19 protein-coding genes and 1 tRNA gene are annotated in these 22220 nt (G+C 72.6%); 8 read left to right on the top strand and 12 right to left on the bottom strand.

All coding sequences use genetic code 11. The annotated features are described in order from the left end of the window. Window positions 1-23: 23 nt before the first annotated feature. A complete protein-coding gene (locus KSK32_RS06050) occupies window positions 24-221 on the bottom strand; it encodes a DUF2795 domain-containing protein (protein WP_216929342.1) in 198 nt (65 codons plus the stop codon). Window positions 222-344: 123 nt separating this feature from the next. On the opposite strand from KSK32_RS06050, the gene KSK32_RS06045 reads away from it, so the two are divergent. Continuing rightward, window positions 345-1601, top strand: coding sequence for an erythromycin esterase family protein (locus tag KSK32_RS06045; protein WP_216929340.1), 1257 nt, complete (start codon window positions 345-347; stop codon window positions 1599-1601). 34 nt (window positions 1602-1635) lie between these two features. Here the strand turns inward: KSK32_RS06045 and KSK32_RS06040 are convergent, their stop codons facing one another. From KSK32_RS06040 to KSK32_RS06030, 3 genes are all read right to left on the bottom strand, one after another. Then, window positions 1636-3816 carry an MMPL family transporter gene (locus KSK32_RS06040; protein ID WP_216929332.1) on the bottom strand — a complete coding sequence of 727 codons (2181 nt, stop codon included), beginning with the start codon at window positions 3814-3816 and terminating at the stop codon, window positions 1636-1638. A 28-nt stretch (window positions 3817-3844) separates the two neighbouring features. Next, window positions 3845-4390: a TetR/AcrR family transcriptional regulator gene (locus tag KSK32_RS06035; RefSeq protein WP_216929330.1), complete on the bottom strand. Its 546-nt coding sequence runs from the start codon at window positions 4388-4390 to the stop codon at window positions 3845-3847. A gap of 91 nt (window positions 4391-4481) precedes the next feature. Next, on the bottom strand, window positions 4482-5072 hold the full coding sequence (locus tag KSK32_RS06030; protein WP_254186954.1) for a PadR family transcriptional regulator: 591 nt from the start codon (window positions 5070-5072) through the stop codon (window positions 4482-4484). 56 nt (window positions 5073-5128) lie between these two features. Here KSK32_RS06030 and KSK32_RS06025 point away from each other — a divergent pair, with 56 nt between their 5' ends. After that, complete coding sequence (locus tag KSK32_RS06025; RefSeq protein WP_216929328.1) at window positions 5129-6361, top strand: NAD(P)/FAD-dependent oxidoreductase; 1233 nt, start codon at window positions 5129-5131, stop codon at window positions 6359-6361. On the opposite strand, the gene KSK32_RS06020 is transcribed toward KSK32_RS06025, so the two are convergent. Next, window positions 6309-6683, bottom strand: a complete 375-nt coding sequence (locus KSK32_RS06020; protein WP_216929326.1) for a helix-turn-helix domain-containing protein — start codon at window positions 6681-6683, stop codon at window positions 6309-6311. The genes KSK32_RS06025 and KSK32_RS06020 overlap by 53 nt on opposite strands. 45 nt (window positions 6684-6728) lie before the next feature. Between KSK32_RS06020 and ligD the strand changes: the two genes are divergently transcribed. Then, the gene (gene ligD, locus KSK32_RS06015) at window positions 6729-7688 is read left to right on the top strand and encodes a non-homologous end-joining DNA ligase (RefSeq protein ID WP_216929324.1); all 960 of its coding nucleotides are present in this window, start codon (window positions 6729-6731) and stop codon (window positions 7686-7688) included. A gap of 39 nt (window positions 7689-7727) precedes the next feature. Here ligD and KSK32_RS06010 read toward each other — a convergent pair whose 3' ends face one another. The 7 genes from KSK32_RS06010 to KSK32_RS05980 form a co-directional block, all read right to left on the bottom strand. Beyond that, the gene (locus KSK32_RS06010; RefSeq protein ID WP_216929322.1) at window positions 7728-8699 is read right to left on the bottom strand and encodes an ABC transporter permease subunit; all 972 of its coding nucleotides are present in this window, start codon (window positions 8697-8699) and stop codon (window positions 7728-7730) included. Continuing rightward, window positions 8696-9595, bottom strand: coding sequence for an ABC transporter ATP-binding protein (locus tag KSK32_RS06005; RefSeq protein ID WP_216929320.1), 900 nt, complete (start codon window positions 9593-9595; stop codon window positions 8696-8698). Before KSK32_RS06005 ends, KSK32_RS06010 begins: the two co-directional genes overlap by 4 nt. Continuing rightward, window positions 9592-9987 (bottom strand): GntR family transcriptional regulator, encoded by a 396-nt coding sequence (locus KSK32_RS06000; RefSeq protein WP_046568276.1) that lies wholly within the window; start codon window positions 9985-9987, stop codon window positions 9592-9594. Before KSK32_RS06000 ends, KSK32_RS06005 begins: the two co-directional genes overlap by 4 nt. Window positions 9988-10118: 131 nt before the next feature. Beyond that, window positions 10119-10190: transfer RNA gene (locus KSK32_RS05995), tRNA-Arg, on the bottom strand. Between the two features lie 76 nt (window positions 10191-10266). Then, complete coding sequence (locus KSK32_RS05990) at window positions 10267-10962, bottom strand: winged helix-turn-helix domain-containing protein (RefSeq protein ID WP_216929318.1); 696 nt, start codon at window positions 10960-10962, stop codon at window positions 10267-10269. Window positions 10963-11318: 356 nt separating this feature from the next. Beyond that, complete coding sequence (locus tag KSK32_RS05985; RefSeq protein ID WP_216929309.1) at window positions 11319-11993, bottom strand: DUF305 domain-containing protein; 675 nt, start codon at window positions 11991-11993, stop codon at window positions 11319-11321. A gap of 10 nt (window positions 11994-12003) precedes the next feature. Beyond that, complete coding sequence (locus KSK32_RS05980) at window positions 12004-12840, bottom strand: DUF3105 domain-containing protein (protein WP_216929308.1); 837 nt, start codon at window positions 12838-12840, stop codon at window positions 12004-12006. 99 nt (window positions 12841-12939) lie between these two features. Between KSK32_RS05980 and argS the strand changes: the two genes are divergently transcribed. From argS to KSK32_RS05955, 5 genes are all read left to right on the top strand, one after another. Continuing rightward, window positions 12940-14607, top strand: coding sequence for an arginine--tRNA ligase (argS, locus tag KSK32_RS05975; protein ID WP_216929306.1), 1668 nt, complete (start codon window positions 12940-12942; stop codon window positions 14605-14607). A 5-nt stretch (window positions 14608-14612) separates the two neighbouring features. Next, window positions 14613-15998, top strand: a complete 1386-nt coding sequence (gene lysA, locus KSK32_RS05970) for a diaminopimelate decarboxylase (protein ID WP_216929304.1) — start codon at window positions 14613-14615, stop codon at window positions 15996-15998. Beyond that, window positions 15995-17299 carry a homoserine dehydrogenase gene (locus tag KSK32_RS05965; protein WP_216929302.1) on the top strand — a complete coding sequence of 435 codons (1305 nt, stop codon included), beginning with the start codon at window positions 15995-15997 and terminating at the stop codon, window positions 17297-17299. The genes lysA and KSK32_RS05965 overlap by 4 nt, the downstream gene beginning before the upstream one ends. A gap of 111 nt (window positions 17300-17410) precedes the next feature. Then, window positions 17411-18460 (top strand): threonine synthase, encoded by a 1050-nt coding sequence (gene thrC, locus KSK32_RS05960; RefSeq protein ID WP_216929300.1) that lies wholly within the window; start codon window positions 17411-17413, stop codon window positions 18458-18460. A gap of 454 nt (window positions 18461-18914) precedes the next feature. After that, window positions 18915-22160: an efflux RND transporter permease subunit gene (locus KSK32_RS05955; RefSeq protein WP_216929298.1), complete on the top strand. Its 3246-nt coding sequence runs from the start codon at window positions 18915-18917 to the stop codon at window positions 22158-22160. The last annotated feature ends 60 nt before the right edge of the window (window positions 22161-22220 follow it).

Below are 22220 nucleotides of genomic sequence, written 5' to 3'. Positions count from 1 at the left end.
GGGCCCCGCTTAACACCCGCCGGTCAGGCGCCGGCCAGCGTGACGATCGCCTCGCCCAGCTCGGTGGAGCTGTGGAACTCCTCGGCCGGCAGGGACTTCAGCGCCTGGAGCGCCTCGGTGCTGGCGCCGTTCTCCTGGCCCCAGCGGACCAGATCCTCCCGGGAGACCGGGTAGTCCAGCCCGGCCAGGAACTCCTGCAACTGCGCGCCGGTGACGGTCATGCCGCCCGGCTACCCGCTCAGCCCGGCGCCATGCCGGCCGCCGGGTCCGGGCCGCGCCCGGCAGCACGAACCGCCGGGCTCAGCGCGGCGGTTTGTCCCGGCGGGCCCCGGGTAGCCGCTGACATGCTGGTACAGCGGCTCGGCGCGCCGAGCGACTTCGACCCCTTGCTGGACCGCGTGCGGGACGCCCGGGTGGTGATGATCGGTGAGGCGACGCACGGCAGCTACGACTACTACCGGCTGCGGGAACAGCTCACCCGGCGGCTCATCGCCGAACAGGGGTTCGACTTCGTGGCGGTGGAGGGGGACTGGCCGGATTGCGACCGGGTGCACCGATCGGTGGTCGGCGCCCCGGACGGCGCGGCCGATCCGCTCGTCGCGCTGGAACGCTTCGAGCGCTGGCCCACCTGGATGTGGGCGAACGCCGAGGTGGCCCGCTTCTGCCGCTGGCTGCGGGCGTGGAACCTGGAACGCCCGGAGGGGGAGCGGGCCGGCTTCCACGGGCTGGACGTGTATTCCCTCTGGGAGTCGATGCAGGCCATCTTCGACTACCTCGGCGAGGAGGATCCGGCCTCGCTGGAGGCGGCCCAGGAGGCGTACCGCTGCTTCGAGCCGTACGGCAAGCGGGTCGAGGAGTACGGGATGGCCAGCCGGTTCGTCTCCGCCCGGTGTGAGGAGGAGGTGGTCCGGCTGCTCGCGCGTACCCGGGAACAGGCCGCCGCGGACGGCCCGGACCGCTTCTCGGCCTGGCAGAACGCGGAGGTGGTGGCCGGCGCGGAGCGGTACTACCGGGCCATGGTCGGCGGCGGGCCCGAGTCGTGGAACGTCCGCGACGTCCACATGGCCGACACGCTCGACCGGCTGCTCGACCGGTACGGGCCGGGCTCGCGGGGCATCGTGTGGGCGCACAACACGCACGTCGGCGACGCCCGGGCCACCGACATGGCGGCGGACGGCATGGTCAACATCGGGCAGCTCGGCCGGGAACGGCACGGCCGGGACGCGGTGGCGCTGATCGGCTTCGGCAGCTTTCGCGGCAGCGTGGTCGCCGCGCCGCGCTGGGGCTCACCGGCCGAGACGATGGTGGTACCGCCGGCCCGGGAGGGCTCGGTGGAGCGTCGGCTGCACGAGCTGATGCCGGACCGGGCGGTGCTGGTCTTCGGCGGCGACGACCAGCCGGAGTGGGTGACCGGCGAGGCGGACCACCGGGCCGTCGGGGTGGTGTACGACCCGAGCTTCGAGTCCTGGGGCAACTACGTGCCGACCCGGCTGGGTGAGCGCTACGACGCGTTCATCTGGTGCGACGAGACGACAGCGCTGCACCCGCTGCCGACGCTCGTGGCGCCCGGTGAGATGGAGACGTATCCAGCGGGTGTGTGACGGGTGGGGCCCGGACGGACCCCACCCGTACGGCTCACACGTTCGCGTGCTGCTTCTCGGCGAGGTGGGCGCGCAGGCCCTCACCCTCGACGTCCACGTTGGGCAGGATCTTGTTCAGCCAGCGCGGCAGCCACCAGGCGGCGTTGTTCAGCAGCGACATCACCGCCGGCACGATGGTCATCCGGACCACGAACGCGTCGATGGCGACACCGATCGCGAGCGCGAAGCCCATCGACTTGATGATCGGGTCCTCCAGGAAGACGAAGCCGCCGAACACCGAGATCATGATGAGTGCGGCGGCGGTGACCACCCGGGCGCCGTGTCCCATGCCGTTGATGGTGGCCTGCTGGGCGGTGTCGCCGTGCACGAAGTCCTCGCGCATCCGGGAGACCAGGAAGACCTCGTAGTCCATGGCCAGGCCGAACAGGATGCCGATGAGCAGGATCGGCAGGAAGCTGACCAGCGGCGCCGGGGTGTCCAGGCCGACCAGGTCGGCCAGGTGGCCCTGCTGGAACACCGCCACAGTGATTCCGAAGGTGGCGGCCACGGTGAGCAGGAAGCCCAGGGCCGCCTTCACCGGCACCAGGATCGACCGGAACACCAGCATCAGCAGCAGGATCGACAGGCCCACCACCAGCAGCAGGTAGACCGGCAGCGCGTCGGAGAGCTTCTCCGACACGTCGATGCCGACCGCTGTGACGCCGGTGAGCAGCACGTCGGCGTTCTGGATGCCGGCGACCTGCTCACGGATGTCATGCACGACCTTCTCGGTCGCCTCGTCGGTCGGCCCGGTTTCGGGGATCACGCCGAGCAGCGCGGTGCGCCCCGACGGGTCGACCTGCGGCGGGGCCACCGCCAGCACCCCGTCGGTCTTCTGGACCAGCGCGGTGACCTGCGGGATGGCGGCCTGGGTGTCCTGCGGCGAGTCGGCGGTCACCACGACCGCGAGCCGGCCGGTGAAGCCGGGGCCGAAGCCCTCCCGGATCAGGTCGCTGCTGACCCGGGCCGGGGTGCCCTCGGCCGCGGCGGAGGCGTCCGGCAGCGCCAGGCGCATGTCCTGGGCCGGGATCGCGAGCAGGCCGAGGCCGAGCAGCCCGACCAGGATGACCGGGATGCGCAGCCTGGTCACCCACCCCGCCCAGCGGAAGCCGAAGCCGGAGCGGTCCTCCGAGCCGGTGGTCGGATCCTCGACCGCCTTGCGGTCACGCAGCTTGCGCGGCAGCACCTTGTGGCCGGCGAAGCCGAGCAGCGCCGGGGCCAGCGTGATCGCCACCAGCACGGCCACCGTCACGGTGCCGGCCGCGGCCAGGCCCATCACGGTGAGGAACGGGATGCCCACCACGGCCAGGCCGGCGAGCGCCACCACCACCGTCGCGCCGGCGAAGACCACAGCCGAGCCGGCGGTGCCGACCGCACGGCCGACCGCCTCTTCCGGGGAGAGCCCGTCGAGCAGGTTCTGCCGGTGCCGGGAGGTGATGAACAGCGAGTAGTCGATGCCGACCGCGAGGCCGAGCATCAGCGCCAGGATCGGCGCGGTGCTGGTCAGCTCGACCGCGCCGCTGAGCGCGAACAGGCCGGCCATGCCGACGCCGACGCCGATCAGCGCGTTCAGCATGGTCATCCCGGCCGCCACGAGCGAGCCGAACGTGATCACCAGGACGATCGCCGCGACCAGCACGCCGATCGCCTCGGTCGAGCCGACCTCCGGCTCACCGTTGAGCACCTCGCCGCCGGGGGCGATCTGCCAGCCCTGCGCCTCGGCCTGCGCGCCGACCTTCTCGTACGCGTCGCGCTGCTCGTCGGTGACCTCGTCGGCGCCGCCGGCGAACTGCACCTGGATCAGCGCGTACCGGCCGTCCGGGGTGAGCGCCTGCGCCTGGTACGGGTCGACCGCGCCGACCACGCCGGGCAGCGTGGCCGCCTCCTGGGTGACCTGCTTGACCACCGCCTGTCCGGCGGGTGAGGTCAGCGCGCCGTCCTGTGGCGCCTTGACCGCGATCGTGCCGGTGGCGCCGCTGGCCGCCGGGAAGCGGTCGGCGAGCAGGTCGATCGCCTTCTGCGACTCGGTGCCCGGCATGGTGAAGTTGCTCGCCGTCGGGCCCCGCAGCGTGGCCGCGGCCAGGCCGAGGCCGACGAGTACGACGAGCCAGACGACGGCGACGAGTCGCCGCCGGCGCAGGGATGCCCGGCCGAGCCGGTACAGCAGGGTCGCCATGGACCTTCCTTGTCCTCGCAGGAACGGATCAGGTGGTGACTTCGAGCGCGCGGTACGCCACCGCGAGCAGCGCGGGTCGTAGCTGGTCGTCGGGGATGTCCAGGAACTCGCCGCAGGTCTCGGCGATGCCGGCGAGCACGACGAGCGCCGCGACGCGTGCCTCCGGACGGTCGGAGAAGCCGGAGAAGGCGGCGATGAGTTGTTCGGAGATCTCCTGGACGTGGGCGAACGCGGGCTGCTGGAGCAGGTCGGGGAACTCTCCCCGCAGCAGCGCGATCTCCCGGCGGAAGCGGACCGCCAAATCGACGAAGCCGTCCGCGGCGACGCGCTGGGCCTCGGCGCCGGTGTGCGCGGCGATCCGGGCGTCCAGTTCCTCCAGCATGGTTATGGCCGGGGCCATCAGCTCACAGAGCAGGGCGTCCTTGCTGGCGAAGTGGTAGAGCACCGTCGCCTTGGAGCAGCCCACCTCGCGGGCGATGTCCTGCAGCGAGGTGCCCTTGTACCCGGTGACGGCGAACCGGCGAGCGGCCGCGGCCAGCAGCTCGTCGTGGGTGGCGGGGGTCGGTCGCGCCATGTGGTCCAGCATGCCTGACCGATCGGTCAGACGCTGACCGATCGGTCAGATCCACCGCGTGGCGTTCGCCACAGCGACCCGTTTCCGCAGCTCAGGACGACGTGCCGGTCCAGTCGGCCAGCCATTCGCCGGACCAGGTGAGCGCGCCGGAGCGCAGGTCGGCGACGAGCCCGCGTACCCAGTCCAGTTCGGCGCGGAGCACTGTCAGCTGGTACTCGTCCTCGACCAGGAAGAGCCGGGGCAGCCCCGCCGCGCTCAACGCCGCCTCGCGCTCGTGCAGCCGTGCCTCGATGACGCCGGCCCGCTGGTCGAGCCGCCTGGCGGCCTCCTCGGGCGGCAGGATGGGCAGGAACGACAGGGCGGCGGGGAACTCCGGGAACTCCCGGGCGGGGGTGGCGAGCGCGTCGGCGAGCCACCCGTCGAGCGTGCGCCGACCCGACGGGGTGAGCGCGTAGACGGTCCGCTCCGGCCGCCCCTCCTCGCGCGTGGTCTCGGCGACCCGGATCAGCTCGTCGCGGCGCAGCCGTTCGATGGTCTGGTAGATGCTGTTGCGCTGCGCCACGTTGACCACGTCGTGCTTCTCCCGCTCCCGGATGAGCTGCTGCATCCGGTACGCGTGCATCGGCTCCTCGACCAGGAGGGCCAGCACCATCATCGCGAGCGGCGAGCGACGAATCGTCATGCCCTCACCCTAGGTGGCCCCTGTCGCCCAATAGTCATTCTATGTATAGTCATTGCATGACTAAGGCTCTTGTCGTCGGCTCCGGCCTGGCCGGTCCGGTCGCCGCCATGGCGCTGCGGCGCGCCGGCATCGACGCCTCCGTGTACGAGGCGTACCCGCGCGACGCGGTAGGGGTGGGCGCGTTCCTGACGCTCTCCGTCAACGGGCTGGACGCGCTGCGTGCGATCGACCTCGACGGCCCGGTGGCCCGGCTCGGGCACCTGACGCCCCGGATGGTCATGCGCAACCACAGGGGGCGCCGCCTCGCGGAGTTCGGGGCACCCGGCAGCCGTACCGTCGGCCGATCCGACCTCTACCGGGCACTGCGCGACGAGGCGCGGCGCCGGGGCGTCGAGTTCGTGCACGGCGCGCGGCTGACCGACGCGGTCACCGCCGACGGCGGCGTCGACGCCCGGTTCGCCGACGGCCGGACCGTCCACGGCGACCTGCTGATCGGGGCCGACGGGCTGCGCTCCCGGGTCCGCACCCTGATCGACCCGGCCGCGCCCGCGCCCCGCTACGTGCCGCTGCTGAACGCCGGTGGCTTCGCCCGAGGGCTGCGCCTGCCCGACGAACGCGGCGTGATGCAGATGATGTTCGGCCGGCGCTGCTTCTTCTGCTGGATCGTGGTGGGGGAGGACGACGTCTGGTGGTTCGCCAACCCGCCGCAGCCGGTCGAGCCGAGCCGGGAGCAACTCGCCGCGACCGGCCCGGAGGACGCCCGCTCCCGGCTGCACGCGCTGCTCGCCGACGACCCTGGCCCGGCGGGGAGGATCCTCGACCACACCGCGCGGATCGAGTACGGCTGGCCCACGTACGACCTGCCCTCGGTGCCGGTCTGGCACCGCAGCTGCATGATCGTGATCGGCGACGCGGCGCACACCGCCGCCCCCTCCTCCGGCCAGGGCGCGGCGATGGCCTTCGAGGACGCCGTCCAACTCGCCCGCTGCCTGCGCGACCTCCCGGACGTGCCGGCCGCCTTCCGGGCCTATGAGCGGCTGCGCCGCGACCGGGTGGAACGGGTGGTCGCACAGGGGCGGCGGACCAGCACCACGAAGGTCGCCGGCCCGGTCGGGCGGCTGGTCCGGGACCTGGGCATGCCACTCGCCGCCCGATACCTGGCGCGCAACGACGGCGCCGCCCAGGCCTGGCTGTTCGACCACCACATCGACTGGGTCGAGCGGGTGGAGGGCTGGGTCAGGCCGGTGGGTGGTCGTGCCTGCCGTCGTACTCGGCCCGAGCCGCGCTGATCGCCTCCCGGTGCCGCTCCGCCCAGCTCGTCAGCGCCACCAGCGACTCGTACAGCTCCCGGGCCATCGGCGTGGCGGTGTACTCCACCTTCGGCGGCACCGTGGGATGCACGTGCCGGTCCAGCAGCCCGTCCCGCTCCAGGTTGCGCAGCGTCAGCGTGAGCATCCGCCGGCTGATCCCCTCCACCCGGCGCTCCAGCTCGGTGAAGCGGACCGGGCCGGCCGAGGCGGCGATCAGGATGCCGATGGCCCACTTGCCGCCGACCCGGTCCAGCGCCTCCCGGACGGTGCACGCGCCAGCCTGCTCCGCCGCGCCGGGCACCGTGTCGGGGTTGCCGAGCCGGGCCCGGCCCGGGATGGTGGTCCGATGGGTGCCGCCGACGAGACCCGGGCCGGAGTGTCGCTGACCAACCTCGACCAGCCGCTGTTTGACGGCGCCGGGGCGACCAAACGCGACCTGGTCGACTACCTCGACGCCGTGGGCGACCGGATCCTGCCGGAACTGCGGGACCGGCCGCTGTCGGTGCTGCGGGTGCGGCCCGGCCAGGAGCCGTTCATGCAGAAGAACCTGCCGAAGTACACGCCCGACTGGGTCCGCCGCACCGAGGTGTGGGCGGAGGCGTCGCGCCGGCGGATCTCGTACGCCCTCTGCGACGACCGGCGGACGCTGCTCTGGTTCGCCAACCAGCGGGCGGTGGAGTACCACCCGACGCTCGCTCCTGCCGGGCAGGCCGAGCATCCGACCCACCTGGTGCTCGACCTCGATCCACCGGAGGGGGACGCGTTCGGCGCCGTGGTGCGGGTCGCACTGCTGGTGCGGCAGGCGCTCGCCGACGCCGGGCTGGCCGGCGCGGTGAAGACGAGCGGCGCCAAGGGGGTGCACGTGATCGTGCCCGTGGACCCGGCCACCACCGCGGAGGAGGCCGCCGCCGCGACCCGGGCGCTCGCCGCCCGTACCGAACGGCTCGACCCGGCGGCCGCGACCACCGCGTTCATCGTCGCCGACCGCGGCGGCCGCGTCTTCGTCGACTCCACCCGGGCGTACGGTGCGACGGTGGTGGCCGCCTACAGCCCTCGGATCCGGCCCGGCGCCACCGTGTCGTACCCGGTGGGCTGGACCGACCTGGAGAGCGCGAGCCCGGCCGACTTCACCCTGCGGACCGTGCCCGCGCTGCTGGGTGACCGGGATCCCTGGGCGGAGGCGCTGCCCGCGCCGCAGCGGCTGCCGGCGGATCTGGTCGAGCAGGGGCGGACCATCCCGGTGGCCCGGGTGCAGGCGATGCACGAGGGCAAGCGCCGCGCGAAGGCCCGCCGCGAGTCCGGGTAGACACCGGTCCGCGTCAGCGTCGCCGGGTCGCCGAAGCCGCTAGATCACCCGGCGCCGTACCCGCCACACCACCACACCGATCAGGACGGCCGCGACGGCGACGAACACTGCCGCCTCGACGAGCTGGAACGTCCAGAACCGGTCGGCCGGGTGGTAGACCGCGAACTGCTGGACACCCCGGGCGTGCAGGAACTGGTTGAGGTTGGTGCCGGCCCGGTCGGCGGCGCCCTCCAGTTCGGCGAACTCGGTCCCGCTCAGCCGGCGCCCGGTGGCGTCCGCGTAGCCGTGGTCGATCACCCAGTCGGCGACGCCGGGCCGCTGCCCCGCCCGGTCCGGTGAGCCGCCGGCGGGGACCGGCGCCGTGGCGGTGAGCGGCGTGGCGTACGCCGGGCGGGCGACCAGCGCCACCGACATCCGGGCGGCGAGGAACGCTCCCATCGCGACGCCGAACGCGGGCAGGCTACGCCGCAGGATCGCCCCCGCGGCGGTGGCGACGCCGAACGCGAACAGCGCGTACGCCACCGGGACGAGGCCCTCCAGGTCGAAGGCGTCGTACTGGAACCGCCCCTCCCACGCGTCGAACGGCTGACGGAACCAGGTGAGCACCGCGGTGAACGTCCCGGTGAGCGCGACCGTGACGCCGGCGAGTGCCGCGAGTTTGGCCGCCAGCCAGCGCATCCGCGGCACGGCCTGCGTCCAGGCGAGCTGCCAGGTGCCGTCCTCCAGTTCGCGCGCGAGCAGCGGCGCGCCGAGGAACGCGCCGATGACCACGGGGACCAGGTAGAAGGCCGCCAGGAGGTTCTCGACGTACCCGTACTCCTCGTCGAGCCGACGGAAGGAGGCCGCGCAGGCCCCGTCGACGCCGGCCTGCCCCGCGCACCGGGCGGGACCGCCGGGGAACAGGTCGTGGGCCTGCGCCCCGAGCACAAGCAGAACGACGCCGAACAGGCCGACGAGCAGACCCAGGACGCAGACCTCGGTCCGGTGCTGGCGCCAGATCAACCACGTCATGCCGGCACCCCCGGCGTGACCGTGGCGCCCGGCCCGGGCGGCCGGCGCAGGTACGCCAGCACCAGATCCTCCAGCGCGACCGGCTGGGCCTGCCATCCGGGCGCGGCCGGGAGCCCGCCGTCGCGTACCAGCAGGGTCGTGTGCCGGTCGCTGTGGACCGCCTCCACGACGGCGCCGGCCCGGTCGAGGTCGTTGGCCGTGCGCGGGCCGACGAGCAGCCGGTGCTCGGCGAGGAGGGTGTCGATGTCACCGGTGAGCGTGACCCGGCCGTGGTTGAGCACGACCAGGTGGTCGCAGACGCGCTCCAGCTCGTGCACGACGTGGGAGGAGAACAGGACGGTCACCCCGCCCTCGGCCACCGCGCCCATGAGGACCTGGAGGAACTCGTGCCGGGCCAGCGGGTCGAGGCTGGCCACCGGCTCGTCGAGGACGAGCAGGTCCGGCCGCTTCGCCAGGGCCAGGGCCAGCGCGACCTGGGCCTGCTGCCCGCCGGAGAGCGTGCCGGCCCGGCGGTCGAGCGGGATGCCCAGCTTCGCCAGCCGGCGCTCGGCCAGACCCTGGTCGAACCGCCTGTTGCAGGCCCGGCCGAAGCGGAGCATCTCGGCGACGGTGAAGCGCTTGTACAGCGGGTGGTCCTGGGCCAGGAACCCGACCCGGGACAGCGTCTGCGGGGTGCTGGCGGTGACGTCGTGGCCGAGTACCTCCACCGTGCCGGTGCTGGGTGCCAGCAACCCGACGGCCAGGCGCAGCAGCGTGGTCTTGCCCGCGCCGTTCGGCCCGACCAGGGCGATCACGCCGCCCGTCGGCAGCGCCAGGGTGCAGTCGCGCAGCGCCCAGCCCTTCCGGTAGCGCTTGCCCACACCGTCGGTGCGCAGCGCGAACTCGGTTGCTGTCACGCCACGTCCTCGTTTCTCGTCTGCTGGTGGACGGAGGTGAAGAGCGCGTCGACCGCCTGTTCGTCGAGGCCGGCCGCGTAGGCGCGGCGCAGCCAGGTCGCCAGGCCACGGCGCAACGACGTGTACGTCGACGCCGACATCGCGGCCGACTGCTGTTCGTTGACGAACGTGCCCTGGCCGGGACGGCCGGTGACCAGGTTCTCCTGCTCCATCTGCCGGTACGCCTTGGCGACGGTGTTCGGATTGATCGCCAGGTCCTCGACCACCTCGCGGATGAGCGGGAGGCGGTCACCGGGTTGGAGAAAGCCCAGCAGCACCGCCTGCCGGACCTGCTGGACGAGTTGCAGGTACGGCGGCACGCCGGAGTGGGTGTCGAGCCGGAAGACGAACACGGTGCTCCTCACTGCTTTACTAGTAACGTAGTAAAGCAGTGAGGTGGTGGTCAAGGGAGCCGGCGCGCCCGGGAACGGAACGAGCCCGGCAGCCAGGGTGGCTGTCGGGCTCGTGAAGGTCTTCTGTGAGGTGCCCCCGGCAGGATTCGAACCTGCGCTCCCGCCTCCGGAGGGCGGTGCTCTATCCCCTGAGCTACGGGGGCTCAGCGACCCGAGAAGAGTAGCAAACCCCCTCCCGGATCACCGAATCGGTACCCCCGCGAGTCGATCTTCGCCGGATCAGGCTGCGGTGACGGCCCGGCCGCAGCTCGGCAGCGGGTGCAGCACGACCCGGCGGGGCAGCCGGCGGGGCCACTCGTTGCGCGGCCACGAGCCGTCCACTATCAGGTGCACGGTGCGCTCCTCGGCGCCGCTGAGCCGCAGCACGAAGTCCCGGGGCAGCGGCGGATCCACCGACGGTGTGGTGACCATGAACCGCACCCGCCCCCGCGAGGAGACCGCCGAGACCACGTCGGCGGCGGGCATGGTGCCACGCAGGCGTACCCGGCCGATCCAGTAGACCTCCGCGGCGTGCTCCTGCGCCGCCCGCGTGATCGCCGGGTACTCACTGCGTACCCAGCGCTCGACCGCGCTGACGCACAGGCCGCAGGCCCGCTCGCGCGGCTCGCGCGGCCCCAGACCCCAGGCCCGGAGGTACGCCCCGACGGTGCCGGCGTCCATCGCCAGCCCGAACCGGCGCTCGATGAGGGCGGTCAGGCTCTGCCGTGTCCAGAGCTCCTCATCGAGGCCGAACTCGTCGGGGTGAACGCCCCGGAGCACGTCGATGAGTTCGAGTTCCTGTTCGCGGCTGAGCGTTCCCGGCTCGCCCTGCCGCAGTCCGCGACGGACGGCTGCCACCGCTCCGTCACCGCCGATGGTGTGGCGTCGGCACCAGCTGGTCACCGACCGCCCTGCGTCTCTGAGTGCAACCCCCACGTCTTGGGCAACGAGCCCGAATCGCAACTGGTCACGATATGTGGGTAGAAAACTCTCCAACCCCCACAATGACCCGTTAACCCCGAACCGTTACAAACGCCCAAACCATGACATCCACCCCCACATCGCCCAGCGCCCGGCGCGGCCCCCCCGTCCCACACCGTCCCTCCTCGACCGGCCCGCCCGCCCCGATCCCATTCTTGATCGACTCCACTTCGCCGAAGTGGTTGCATCCCACCCGCCCCGACCCCGCCACCTCCCCGAACTGGTGTCGATCAAGAACCGGCGGGGCGGGGACGGTGAGGCCCGGTGCCCCTGGGAGGGGGACCGGGCCTCGGGGATGGTGCGGGGCGGGTTTACGGGGTGCCGCCCAGGCGCTTCAGCGCCGCGCTCAGGTTGGTCAGGTCGTTCTGCTGGGTGTTCTTCATCGTCTGGGCGACCGCCAGCACGTCGTCGTCGCTGCCCTCGGCGAGGATGCCGTCGATCATGTGCACCCCGCCGATGTGGTGGCGGATCATCAACTGGAGGAAGAGCACGTCGAACTCGCGACCGGTGGCCGCGCGCAGCTTCGCCATCTCCTCCGGCGTCGCCATGCCCGGCATCAGGCCGTCCTTGACCAAGCCGGCGCCGTCCGGCATCCACGCCATCGGGGCCTGCTCGCCGGTCGGGTCCAGCCTCCAGGAGCGCAGCCAGGTCTGCATGGTGCCGATCTCGCCCTGCTGGCCGGTGGCGATGTCCACGCCGACCTGGCGTACCTCCGGGTCCTGACCCTGGTCGAACGCCAGCAGGCCCATCGCGACGGCCTGGTTGTGGTGGGCGGTCATGTCCCGGGCGAACCCCGCCTCCGCCGAGTTCTCACCCGGGCGGGTGAGCGTCGGGGTGAGCAGGCCACCCGCGTACCCGAGGACCAGCCCGGCCACGAGGGCGGCGGCCACCGCCAGCAGGCCGTAGCGGCGCACCGCGCCCCGGCCGCCCTGGTCGGCGGCCGGAGCCTCGTCCAGGTCGCTGTCGGTGGTCACCGGAGCGGTCATCGCGGCGTCCTCACTGGGTGGGCTGCTCGGGCATGGTGTTCTGCAGGTTGTCGCGCGGGGTGGTGCCGGTGGCGGTGACGCCCTGGTCGCAGAGGGCATTCGGGCCCTCGACGGAGGCGTTCACCCGCAGGGTCTTGATGAAGTCGTCGATCCGGCCGTCGTCGGCGTTGTCGACCTTGAGCTGATAGCCCCAGGCCTGGAGCGAGATCGGCTTGTCCAGCCCCTCGAACGGGCTGAGCATCATCTTCTCCTTGCCCTGCACCTTGCTGCGGAGCTTCTCCACCTGGTCGGCGGGCAGGTCGGGGCGGTAGGTGATCCAGACCGTGCCGTGCTCCAGGCTGTGCACCGCGTGCTCGTTGGCGATCGGGGCGTCGTAGACGTCACCCATGCAGTTCTGCCAGGCCTGGTTGTGCGGGCCGCCGACCGGCGGGACGATGTCGTACTTGATCGTGCCGGGCTGGTGGTTGCCGCCCTTGACCAGGTCCTTGTCCTTGGCGCGGTAGTCGACGATGCCGTCGATGGCCTCGGCCCGCTTCTGCCACGGCTGGCCGCCCTGGTAGACCGCCCAGGCGCCGACGCCGATGATGCCCACGGCCAGGACGCCGACCGCGACGAAGAGGGCGATCGGGCCCCAGGACCGGCCCTGGCTCACCTTGACCGGGGTGACCGGCTTGCGGCCCTTGCCCCCGGAGCCCTGCCGTGGCGTGCCCTTGCCGCCCCCGGCCTTGCCCGAGCCGGCCTTCGCGGCGGGCTTGTCGGCAGCCGCAGGCCGGCCGGCGGCCGGCTTCTTGCCGGTGCTGACCACGGTGGGACGGCGCTCCGGGCCGCCCGGGGTGCTGATGCTCATCGTGCCTCGTCAGGTCGGTCGGTCAGGGGGAGCGCGGGGCCGGTTCACATGCTGGGTCGCCTCCGCGGTGCCCGAGTCTACCCCCGATAACATGGTTCGGTGACTCCCGCAGAACTCGCCGAGGTCGTCCTCGCCGCAGCCCACGCCGTCTTCGACGAGCGGGGACTGGACCGCGCCGCGCTGCCCGCGCAGACCACCGTCGAGCGACCCCGTAACCCCGATCACGGTGACTACGCCTCGACGCTGGCGCTCCAGCTCAGCAAGAAGGTGGGCGTACCCCCGCGGGAGCTGGCGACCGCGCTGGCCGACGAGCTGGCCAAGGCGCCGGGGATCAAGTCGGTGGAGATCGCCGGGCCCGGCTTCCTGAACGTCCGCCTTGACGCGGCCGCCGCCGGTCAGCTCGCCAAGGTCATCGTCGAGGCCGGTCCGGCGTACGGGCGCAGCGACACGCTCGCCGGCCAGCGGATCAACCTGGAGTTCGTCTCGGCGAACCCGACCGGCCCGGTGCACATCGGCGGGGTCCGCTGGGCGGCCGTCGGCGACGCGCTCAGCCGCCTGCTCCGCGCCACCGGCGCCGACGTGGGGACGGAGTACTACTTCAACGACGCCGGCTCCCAGATCGACCGGTTCGCCCGCTCGCTGCTGGCCGCCGCCAAGGGCGAGCCGGCGCCGAAGGACGGCTACGGCGGCGCGTACATCGCGGAGATCGCCGCCGCTGTGGTCCGGCTGCGGCCGGACGTGCTGGACCTTCCCGAGGACGCCGCCCAGGAGGTGTTCCGGAATGAGGGCGTCCAGCTGATGTTCGCCGAGATCAAGTCCTCGCTGCGCGACTTCGGGGTCGAGTTCGACACCTACTTCAACGAGAAGGACCTGCACGACGGGGGCGCGCTGGACGCGGCGCTGGACCGGCTGCGGGAGCAGGGACACGTCTTCGAGTCCGAGGGCGCGACCTGGCTGCGCACCACCGACTTCGGCGACGACAAGGACCGGGTGCTGCGCAAGTCCAACGGGGAGTGGACGTACTTCGCCGCCGACTGCGCCTACTACCTGAACAAGCGGGAGCGCGGCTTCGACCGGGTCGTGATCATGCTGGGCGCCGACCACCACGGCTACATCGGCCGGATGAAGGCGATGTCCGCGTGCTTCGGCGACGACCCGGCGCGCAACCTGGAGATCCTCATCGGCCAGCTGGTCAACCTGGTCCGTGACGGCGCCCCGGTACGGATGAGCAAGCGGGCCGGCACCGTGGTCACGCTGGAGGACCTGGTCGACGCGATCGGCGTGGACGCCGCCCGGTACGCGCTGGCCCGCTACTCGGCCGACTCGCCCATCGACATCGACGTGGAGCTGTGGACCCGGGCCAAGAACGACAACCCGGTCTACTACGTGCAGTACGTCGCGGCCCGTACCGCCGGTGTGGCCCGCAACGCGGCCGAGATCGGGCTGACCCGTGGTGACGCCACCGCGTTCCAGCCGGAGCTGCTCGGGCACGACAAGGAGAACGAGCTGCTCAAGGCACTCGCGGAGTTCCCGGCAGTGGTGGCCACCGCCGCCGAGCTGCGCGAGCCGCACCGGGTGGCCCGCTACCTGGAGGAGAGCGTCGCGCAGGCGTACCACCGGTTCTACGACAACTGCCGGATCGCCCCGCAGGGCGACGAGAAGATCACCGACACCCACCGGGCGCGGCTCTGGCTCAACGACGCCACCCGGGTGGTCATCGCCAACGGCCTGCACCTGCTCGGGGTGTCCGCGCCGGAGCGGATGTAACCGGCATGCGCGCGCATGAGGCAGGCGCACTGCACGGCGAGATCGGCACCCGGGGACCGGCCTGGCTGCGTACCCCGGTCGACGTCAACGCCCTGGTGCCGCGACTGTGGCCGCGCAACGTGGCGCGCGGCCCCGGCGGCGCGCTCACCGTCGCGGGCCTGGACGTCCGCGACCTGGCCGCGGAGTACGGCACACCGGCGTACGTGCTGGACGAGGACGATCTGCGCGAGCGCTGCCGCGAGTTCCGCGCGGCCTTCCCGGACGCGGACGTCTACTACGCCGGCAAGGCGTTCCTGTGCCGCGCCGTGGTCCGGATGATCGCCGAAAAGGGCATGTTCCTCGACGTCTGCACCGGCGGCGAGCTGGCCACCGCGCTGTCGGCCGGGATGGAGCCTGCGCGGATCGGCTTCCACGGCAACAACAAGTCGGTGGCGGAGCTGACCCGGGCGCTCGACGCCGGCGTGGGCCGGATCATCGTCGACTCGTTCACCGAGATCGACCGGCTCACCGAGCTGGCCCGCGAGCGCGGGGTGCGCCCGAAGGTGCTGGTCCGGGTCACCGTCGGCGTGGAGGCGCACACCCACGAGTTCATCGCCACCGCGCACGAGGACCAGAAGTTCGGTTTCTCGCTGGCGGGCGGTGCCGCCGCGGCGGCCGCGTTCAAGATCCTCGACGAGGACGTGCTGGAGCTGCGCGGGCTGCACTCCCACATCGGCTCGCAGATCTTCGACGCCGGCGGCTTCGAGGTGTCCGCCCGCCGGGTGATCGCCCTCCAGTCGCAGATCCGCGACGCCCGCGGCGTGGAGCTGCCCGAGCTGGACCTGGGCGGCGGCTTCGGCATCGCGTACACCACGCAGGACGACCCGGCGTCGCCGCACGACCTGGCGAAGCGCCTGCGCAAGATCGTGGACGGGGAGTGCGCGGCGGAGAACCTCGCCGTGCCGCATCTGTCCGTCGAGCCGGGCCGCGCGATCGTCGGCCCGGCCGTGTTCACGCTCTACGAGGTCGGGACCGTAAAGGACGTCGACGGCCTGCGGACCTACGTGAGCGTGGACGGGGGGATGAGCGACAACATCCGGACCGCGCTCTACGACGCCTCGTACTCGGCCACGCTGGCGAACCGCACCTCGACCGCACCGCCGATGCTCGCCCGCGTGGTGGGAAAGCACTGTGAGTCCGGGGACATCGTGGTGAAGGATGAATTCCTGCCCGCCGACGTGCAGCCCGGAGATCTTGTCGCGGTGCCCGGCACCGGGGCCTACTGCCGGAGCATGGCGAGCAACTACAACCATGTCCCGCGGCCCCCGGTCGTCGCCGTCCGCGAAGGTCGGGCGCGGCTGATCGTCCGCCGGGAGACCGAAGACGACCTGCTGGCATTGGATGTGGGATGACCTCACCGGTTCGCTTGGCGCTGCTCGGCTGCGGCACTGTCGGCAGCGACGTGGTCCGGCTGCTGCACGAGCAGTCGGAAGACCTCGCCGCCCGGATCGGCGCCCCGCTGGAGATCGCCGGGATCGCCGTACGCCGGATCGGCCGTGACCGCGGCGACCTGCCGGTCGAACCGGCGCTGTTCACCACCGACGCGCTCGGGCTGATCAAGCGCGACGACGTGGACGTGGTGGTCGAGGTGGTCGGTGGCATCGAGCCGGCCCGGGGCTGGCTGGTCGAGGCGCTGCGCGCGGGCAAGAGCGTGGTCACCGCCAACAAGGCGCTGCTCGCCGAGGACGGCGCCACGCTGCACGACGCCGCCGCCGAGGGCGGCGCCGACCTCTACTACGAGGCCAGCGTCGCCGGGGCCATCCCGCTGCTGCGCCCGCTGCGCGAGTCGCTGCACGGCGACCGGATCACCCGGGTCACCGGCATCGTGAACGGCACCACGAACTTCATCCTCTCCGCGATGGACGCCACCGGCGCCGGCTTCACCGAGGCGCTGGAGGAGGCCACCGAGCTGGGGTACGCCGAGGCCGACCCGACGGCCGACGTGGAGGGCTTCGACGCCGCCGCCAAGGCCGCCATCCTCGCCTCGCTGGCGTTCCACACCCGGGTGACCGCCGCCGACGTGCACCGCGAGGGCATCACCGAGGTGACCGCCGCCGACGTGGCCAGCGCCAAGGCCATGGGCTGCACGATCAAGCTGCTCTGCATCGCGGCCCGTGGCGCCGACGCGGAGGGCCGGGAGACCGTCAACGTCCGGGTGCACCCGGCGATGATCCCGTTGACGCACCCGCTCGCGAGCGTCGGCGACGCGTTCAACGCGGTCTTCGTCGAGGCCGACGCCGCCGGGCAGCTCATGTTCTACGGCCGGGGCGCCGGTGGCGCGCCCACCGCCAGCGCTGTGCTCGGCGATGTGGTGGCGGTGGCCCGCAACCGCCTCGCCGGGGTGCACGCGGCGAGCGAGTCGGCGTACGCGGACCTGCCGGTACGGCCGATGGGCGAGGCGCTCACCCGCTACCACATCAGCCTCGACGTGGCCGACCGGCCGGGCGTGCTGGCCGGGGTGGCAGGCGTCTTCGCCCGGCACGAGGTCTCCATCGCCACCGTCCGGCAGGGACCGGCCGGCGGGGACGCCGAACTGGTCATCGTCACCCACGTCGCGCCGGACGCGGCGCTCGCGGCCACCGTCGGCGAGCTGCGCGGGCTCGACATCGTCCGTTCGGTGACGAGTGTGCTGCGGGTGGAGGGTGGCGCGTAACCGACGCGTCCCGCCTGATGGTTGGACCAGGGTGTGCCGGTGGCCGGCCGGGCAGGCTGGTCCACGCTGGTGACGGGCCCCGGAGCGGGGCGACGAGGCGAGGAGCACGACATGTGGCGGGGACTGATCGAGGCGTACCGGGATCGGCTGCCGGTCACCGGGGCGACTCCCGTCGTCACGCTGCACGAGGGCAACACGCCGCTGCTGCCGGCGCCGGTGCTCTCCGCCCGGGTCGGCGCGGACGTGTGGCTCAAGGTCGAGGGCGCCAACCCGACCGGCTCGTTCAAGGACCGCGGCATGACGCTCGCGGTCTCCAAAGCCGTCGAGGCGGGTGACAAGGCGATCATCTGCGCCTCCACCGGCAACACCAGCGCCTCCGCCGCCGCGTACGCGGCCCGGGCCGGGATCACCTGCGCGGTGCTGGTGCCGCAGGGCAAGATCGCGCTGGGCAAGCTGGCCCAGGCGCTCGTGCACGGCGCGAAGCTGCTCCAGGTGCAGGGCAACTTCGACGACTGCCTCGGGCTCGCCGGCAAGCTCGCCCAGGACTACCCGGTCGCGCTGGTCAACTCCGTCAACATCGACCGGCTGCACGGCCAGAAGACCGCCGCCTTCGAGATCGTCGAGGCGCTCGGCGACGCGCCCGACATCCACTGCCTGCCGGTCGGCAACGCCGGCAACATCACCGCGTACTGGATGGGCTACTCCGAGGACCGGCGGGACGGCAACGCCACGAAGGCACCCCGGATGTACGGCTTCCAGGCGGCCGGCGCGGCTCCGATCGTCACCGGCCAGGTGGTGCCGGAGCCGTCGACGATCGCCACCGCCATCCGGATCGGCAACCCGGCGAGCTGGACGAAGGCCATCGACGCGCGGGACGCCTCCGACGGGCTGATCTCGGCGGTCAGCGACCGGGAGATCCTGTCGGCGTACCGGCTGCTGGCCCGCGAGGTGGGCGTCTTCGTCGAGCTGGGCAGCGCGGCGAGCGTCGCCGGTCTGCTCCAGCAGGCAGCGGCCGGCCGGGTGCCGGCCGGGTCGCGAGTGGTCTGCACGGTCACCGGGCACGGTCTGAAGGACCCGGAGTGGGCCATCTCCACCGCCCCGGCGCCGGTGACCATCGCCAACGACGCGCTGGCCGCCGCGCGCTCCCTCGACCTCGTCTGACCCCTCCGTCTTCTTCGGCGTTCCCCGCTCTTGATCCACTGCAGTTCGGGGAGGTGGCGGGGTGCGGGTGGGTGTGATGCAGCCACTTCGGCGAAGTGAAGTCGATCAATAAGGGTGATGTGCTCGGGCAGGCGGGCCGATCGAGGTGGGACGGGATGGGGCGGGGTCGCCGCGTCGAGGGTCGGTGGTGGCCCGAGGGCGGGCCCGACGAGGGCACCCCGCCCGCCTCTCGCACCCGCGCTTCCGGGTCAAAGCTTGATCGACACCAGCTCGGGAAGGTGGCGGGATCGGAGCGGGTGGATGCCGCAACCTTGGCGAAGTGGAGCCGATCAAGGCGGGCGGGGACGCCGCCGAGGGCGGCGGTGTCACCGGCTGGGGCGGATGCCGGGAGTGTCGGGGCGTGCGGCAGACTCAGACACCCCCGCAGACACCTCTCCAGGAGTGAATAACGCCGATGTCGCTGCTCGCCAGATTCAGTCTTGCCAACCGAGGGCTGATCGCCCTCGTCGCGTTGGTGACCACGGCGTTCGGCCTGTTCGCCGTGCCGTCGCTGAAGCAGCAGCTCCTGCCGTCGCTGGAGTTCCCCGCCGCGTTCATCGTGGCGACGTACCCGGGCGCCGCGCCGGAGATCGTGGAATCCCAGGTCGCCGAGCCGATCGAGAACAGCCTCAAGGGCATCCCGGGCCTGGACGAGGTCACCTCGACCTCGCGCGAGGGCGCGGCGACGGTCCAGGTGCAGTACGAGTTCGGCACCGACCTGGACGACGTGGTCAACAAGATGGAGACCGCGCTCAACCGGATCGACTCCCAGCTGCCCGAGGGCGTCGACCCGCAGGTGATCGCCGGTAGCACCGACGACCTGCCCGCAGTGGTGGTCGCCGCGACCGGTGACGGCGACGAGCGGGCGCTGGCGGAGAAGCTGCGCAGCGCCGTCGTGCCGGAGATGGAGGCGCTGGACGGGGTCCGCTCCGTGGACGTCACCGGCGCCCGGAACCAGGTCGTGACGATCACGCCGGACCCGGTGAAGCTGGCCGCCGCCAAGGTGGCGCCGACCGCCATCGCGTCGGCGCTCAAGAGCAACGGCGTGGCGGTGCCGGCGGGCGCGCTCGCCGACGGCGACCGGTCGCTGCCGGTGCAGGTGGGCACGCCGATCCGTACGATCGACGACCTGCGCGGCATCGTGCTGACCACGGCACCCGCCGCCCCGGTACGCCTCGGCGACGTCGCAGCCGTGGAGCAGCAGCTCGCCCCGGCCACCTCGTTCACCCGGACCAACGGCAAGCCGAGCCTCGGCATCGCGGTGACCGCCGCTCCGGACGGCAACGCGGTGGACATCTCGCACGAGATCCGGGACCGGCTGGACGAGTTGTCGGCGGCGTCCGGCGCCGAGCTGACAGTGGTCTTCGACCAGGCCCCGTTCGTCGAGAAGTCCATCGAGAGCCTGACCACCGAGGGCCTGCTGGGCCTGGTCATGGCCGTCGTGGTGATCCTGGTGTTCCTGCTCTCGGTGCGCTCGACGGTGGTCACCGCGGTGTCCATCCCGCTGTCGGTGCTGGTCGCGCTGATCGTGCTCTGGTCCGGCGACTACTCGCTGAACCTGCTCACCCTCGGCGCGTTGACCATCGCCGTCGGGCGGGTGGTGGACGACTCCATCGTGGTGCTGGAGAACATCAAACGCCATCTGGAGTACGGCGAACCGAAGCGGGACGCGATCCTCACCGCGGTCCGTGAGGTGGCCGGCGCGGTGACCGCGTCCACGCTCACCACGGTCGCCGTGTTCGCGCCGATCGCCCTGGTGGGCGGCTTCGTCGGGCAGCTGTTCGCCCCGTTCGCGATCACCGTGACGGTGGCGCTGCTCGCCTCGCTGCTGGTGTCGCTGACCGTCATCCCGGTGCTGGCGTACTGGTTCCTGCGGCCGCGCGGCGGTGCCGACGACGCCGCCGCCCGGCGGGCCGCCGAGGAGAAGGAACTGCGTAACCCGTTGCAGCGGGCGTACCTGCCGGTGATCGACTTCGCCACCCGCTCCCGGAAGACCCGCTGGGCCACTGTGGGTCTCGGCCTGCTCGTGCTGCTGGGCACGTTCGGCCTGGCGCAGAAGCTGGAGACCAACTTCCTGGACGACTCCGGCCAGGACACGCTCGCCATCCGGCAGGAGATGCCGCCCGGCACGTCGCTCGCCGGCACCGACCGGGCCGCCGCGCGGGTCGAGGAGGTGCTGCGGCGTACGCCGGGGGTGGAGACCTACCAGGTGAGCGCCGGTGGTGGCGACAACCCGTTCGCCGGTGGCGGCAGCGACCGGGCCACCTGGTCGCTGTCGCTCTCCGACGACACCGACGCCGCGACGGTACGGCAGGGCCTGCGCAAGGAGCTCGACGCGCTCGGCGCGGAGGTCGGCGAGGTGACGTTCGGCGGCGGGCAGAACGCCTCCGCCAACCAGGTCGAGGTGGTCGTGCAGGCCGCCGACCAGGAGACGCTGACCCGGGCGGCCGAGGCGGTACGGGGCGCGATGGCCGGCACGCCGGGCGTGGAGGACGTCACCAGCAGCCTGGCCACCCAGGTGCCGCGAGTCGAGGTCACAGTGGACCGGGTGGCCGCGGCCCGCGCGGGTCTCACCGAGGCGGCCGTCGGGCAGCTCGTCGCGCAGACGTACCGCGGGGCGCCGCTCGGGCAGGTGACGCTCGACGGTACGGCGCAGAACGTGGTGCTCAGCAGTGGCGCCCGTCCGCCGCTGACCGTCGAGGAGCTGCGGGCGCTGCGGGTCGGCGCGGTGCCGCTGGACGCGATCGCGGACGTCGAGCAGGTCGACGGCCCGCAGCAGGTGACCCGGATCGACGGGGAGCGCAGCGTCTCGGTCACCGGCACGGCGACCGGCTCGAACCTCGGCGCCACCACGCAGGAGCTGCAGAAGCGGCTGGACGCGCTGGACGTGCCGGGCGCCACGTACGTGATCGGCGGCGTGAGCGCCGACCAGGCGGACGCGTTCGCGGACCTCGGTCTCGCGGTGCTGGCGGCCATCGCGATCGTCTTCCTGATCATGGTGGCCACGTTCCGCAGCCTGACCCAGGCGCTGATCCTGCTGATCTCGGTGCCGTTCGCCGCGACCGGCGCGATCGGGCTGCTGCTGGTCACCGGTACGCCGCTGGGCGTGCCGGCGCTGATCGGCGTGCTCATGCTGGTCGGCATCGTGGTGACGAACGCGATCGTGCTGCTGGACCTGATCAACCAGTACCGGGCCCACGGCATGGACGTGACCGAGGCTGTGGTCGAGGGCGGCCGGCGCCGCCTGCGGCCGATCCTGATGACCGCCGTCGCCACCATCTTCGCGTTGCTGCCGATGGCGCTCGGCCTGACCGGTGAGGGCGGCTTCATCTCCAAGCCGCTCGCGGTCGTGGTGATCGGCGGCCTGCTCAGCTCGACGATGCTGACGCTGGTGCTGGTGCCGACGCTCTACACCATGGTCGAGCACACCAAGGGCTCGTTCCGGAACCGGCGGCGGGGCGGCGCTCCCGAGCCGGTCGAGCCGCAGCCGGAGCCGGACCCGGTGCCGGTGGCGGTCGGCGGCGGGGAGCGGGCCGAGGAGCGGGCCGAGGTCGCGCCGCCGCCCGCCCGCCCGTCCGGCGCGCTCGTGGACGGCACCGACCAGTTCGAGGTGCTGCGCCTGCCCAAGAGCCGCCAGTCGCCGCTCCCGCCCACCGAGTGACGGACCGGGAGGGGCCCCGCGCGGGCCCCTCCCGCCGCCTCGCGCCGGACAGACCGAGCT

Source organism: Micromonospora sp. WMMB482, from assembly GCF_019038635.1.
Taxonomy (GTDB): domain Bacteria; phylum Actinomycetota; class Actinomycetes; order Mycobacteriales; family Micromonosporaceae; genus Micromonospora; species Micromonospora marina.
This window is presented reverse-complemented; position numbering and strand designations above follow the sequence as displayed.

What these genes read in the sequence shown, in the direction of transcription:
- KSK32_RS06050 (WP_216929342.1), bottom strand. Translation starts at nt 221, where the DNA reads ATGACCGTCACCGGCGCGCAGTTGCAGGAGTTCCTGGCCGGGCTGGAC.
- KSK32_RS06045 (WP_216929340.1), top strand. Translation starts at nt 345, where the DNA reads ATGCTGGTACAGCGGCTCGGCGCGCCGAGCGACTTCGACCCCTTGCTG.
- KSK32_RS06040 (WP_216929332.1), bottom strand. Translation starts at nt 3,816, where the DNA reads ATGGCGACCCTGCTGTACCGGCTCGGCCGGGCATCCCTGCGCCGGCGG.
- KSK32_RS06035 (WP_216929330.1), bottom strand. Translation starts at nt 4,390, where the DNA reads ATGGCGCGACCGACCCCCGCCACCCACGACGAGCTGCTGGCCGCGGCC.
- KSK32_RS06030 (WP_254186954.1), bottom strand. Translation starts at nt 5,072, where the DNA reads ATGACGATTCGTCGCTCGCCGCTCGCGATGATGGTGCTGGCCCTCCTG.
- KSK32_RS06025 (WP_216929328.1), top strand. Translation starts at nt 5,129, where the DNA reads ATGACTAAGGCTCTTGTCGTCGGCTCCGGCCTGGCCGGTCCGGTCGCC.
- ligD (WP_216929324.1), top strand. Translation starts at nt 6,729, where the DNA reads ATGGGTGCCGCCGACGAGACCCGGGCCGGAGTGTCGCTGACCAACCTC.
- KSK32_RS06010 (WP_216929322.1), bottom strand. Translation starts at nt 8,699, where the DNA reads ATGACGTGGTTGATCTGGCGCCAGCACCGGACCGAGGTCTGCGTCCTG.
- KSK32_RS05985 (WP_216929309.1), bottom strand. Translation starts at nt 11,993, where the DNA reads ATGACCGCTCCGGTGACCACCGACAGCGACCTGGACGAGGCTCCGGCC.
- KSK32_RS05980 (WP_216929308.1), bottom strand. Translation starts at nt 12,840, where the DNA reads ATGAGCATCAGCACCCCGGGCGGCCCGGAGCGCCGTCCCACCGTGGTC.
- lysA (WP_216929304.1), top strand. Translation starts at nt 14,613, where the DNA reads ATGCGCGCGCATGAGGCAGGCGCACTGCACGGCGAGATCGGCACCCGG.
- KSK32_RS05965 (WP_216929302.1), top strand. Translation starts at nt 15,995, where the DNA reads ATGACCTCACCGGTTCGCTTGGCGCTGCTCGGCTGCGGCACTGTCGGC.
- thrC (WP_216929300.1), top strand. Translation starts at nt 17,411, where the DNA reads ATGTGGCGGGGACTGATCGAGGCGTACCGGGATCGGCTGCCGGTCACC.
- KSK32_RS05955 (WP_216929298.1), top strand. Translation starts at nt 18,915, where the DNA reads ATGTCGCTGCTCGCCAGATTCAGTCTTGCCAACCGAGGGCTGATCGCC.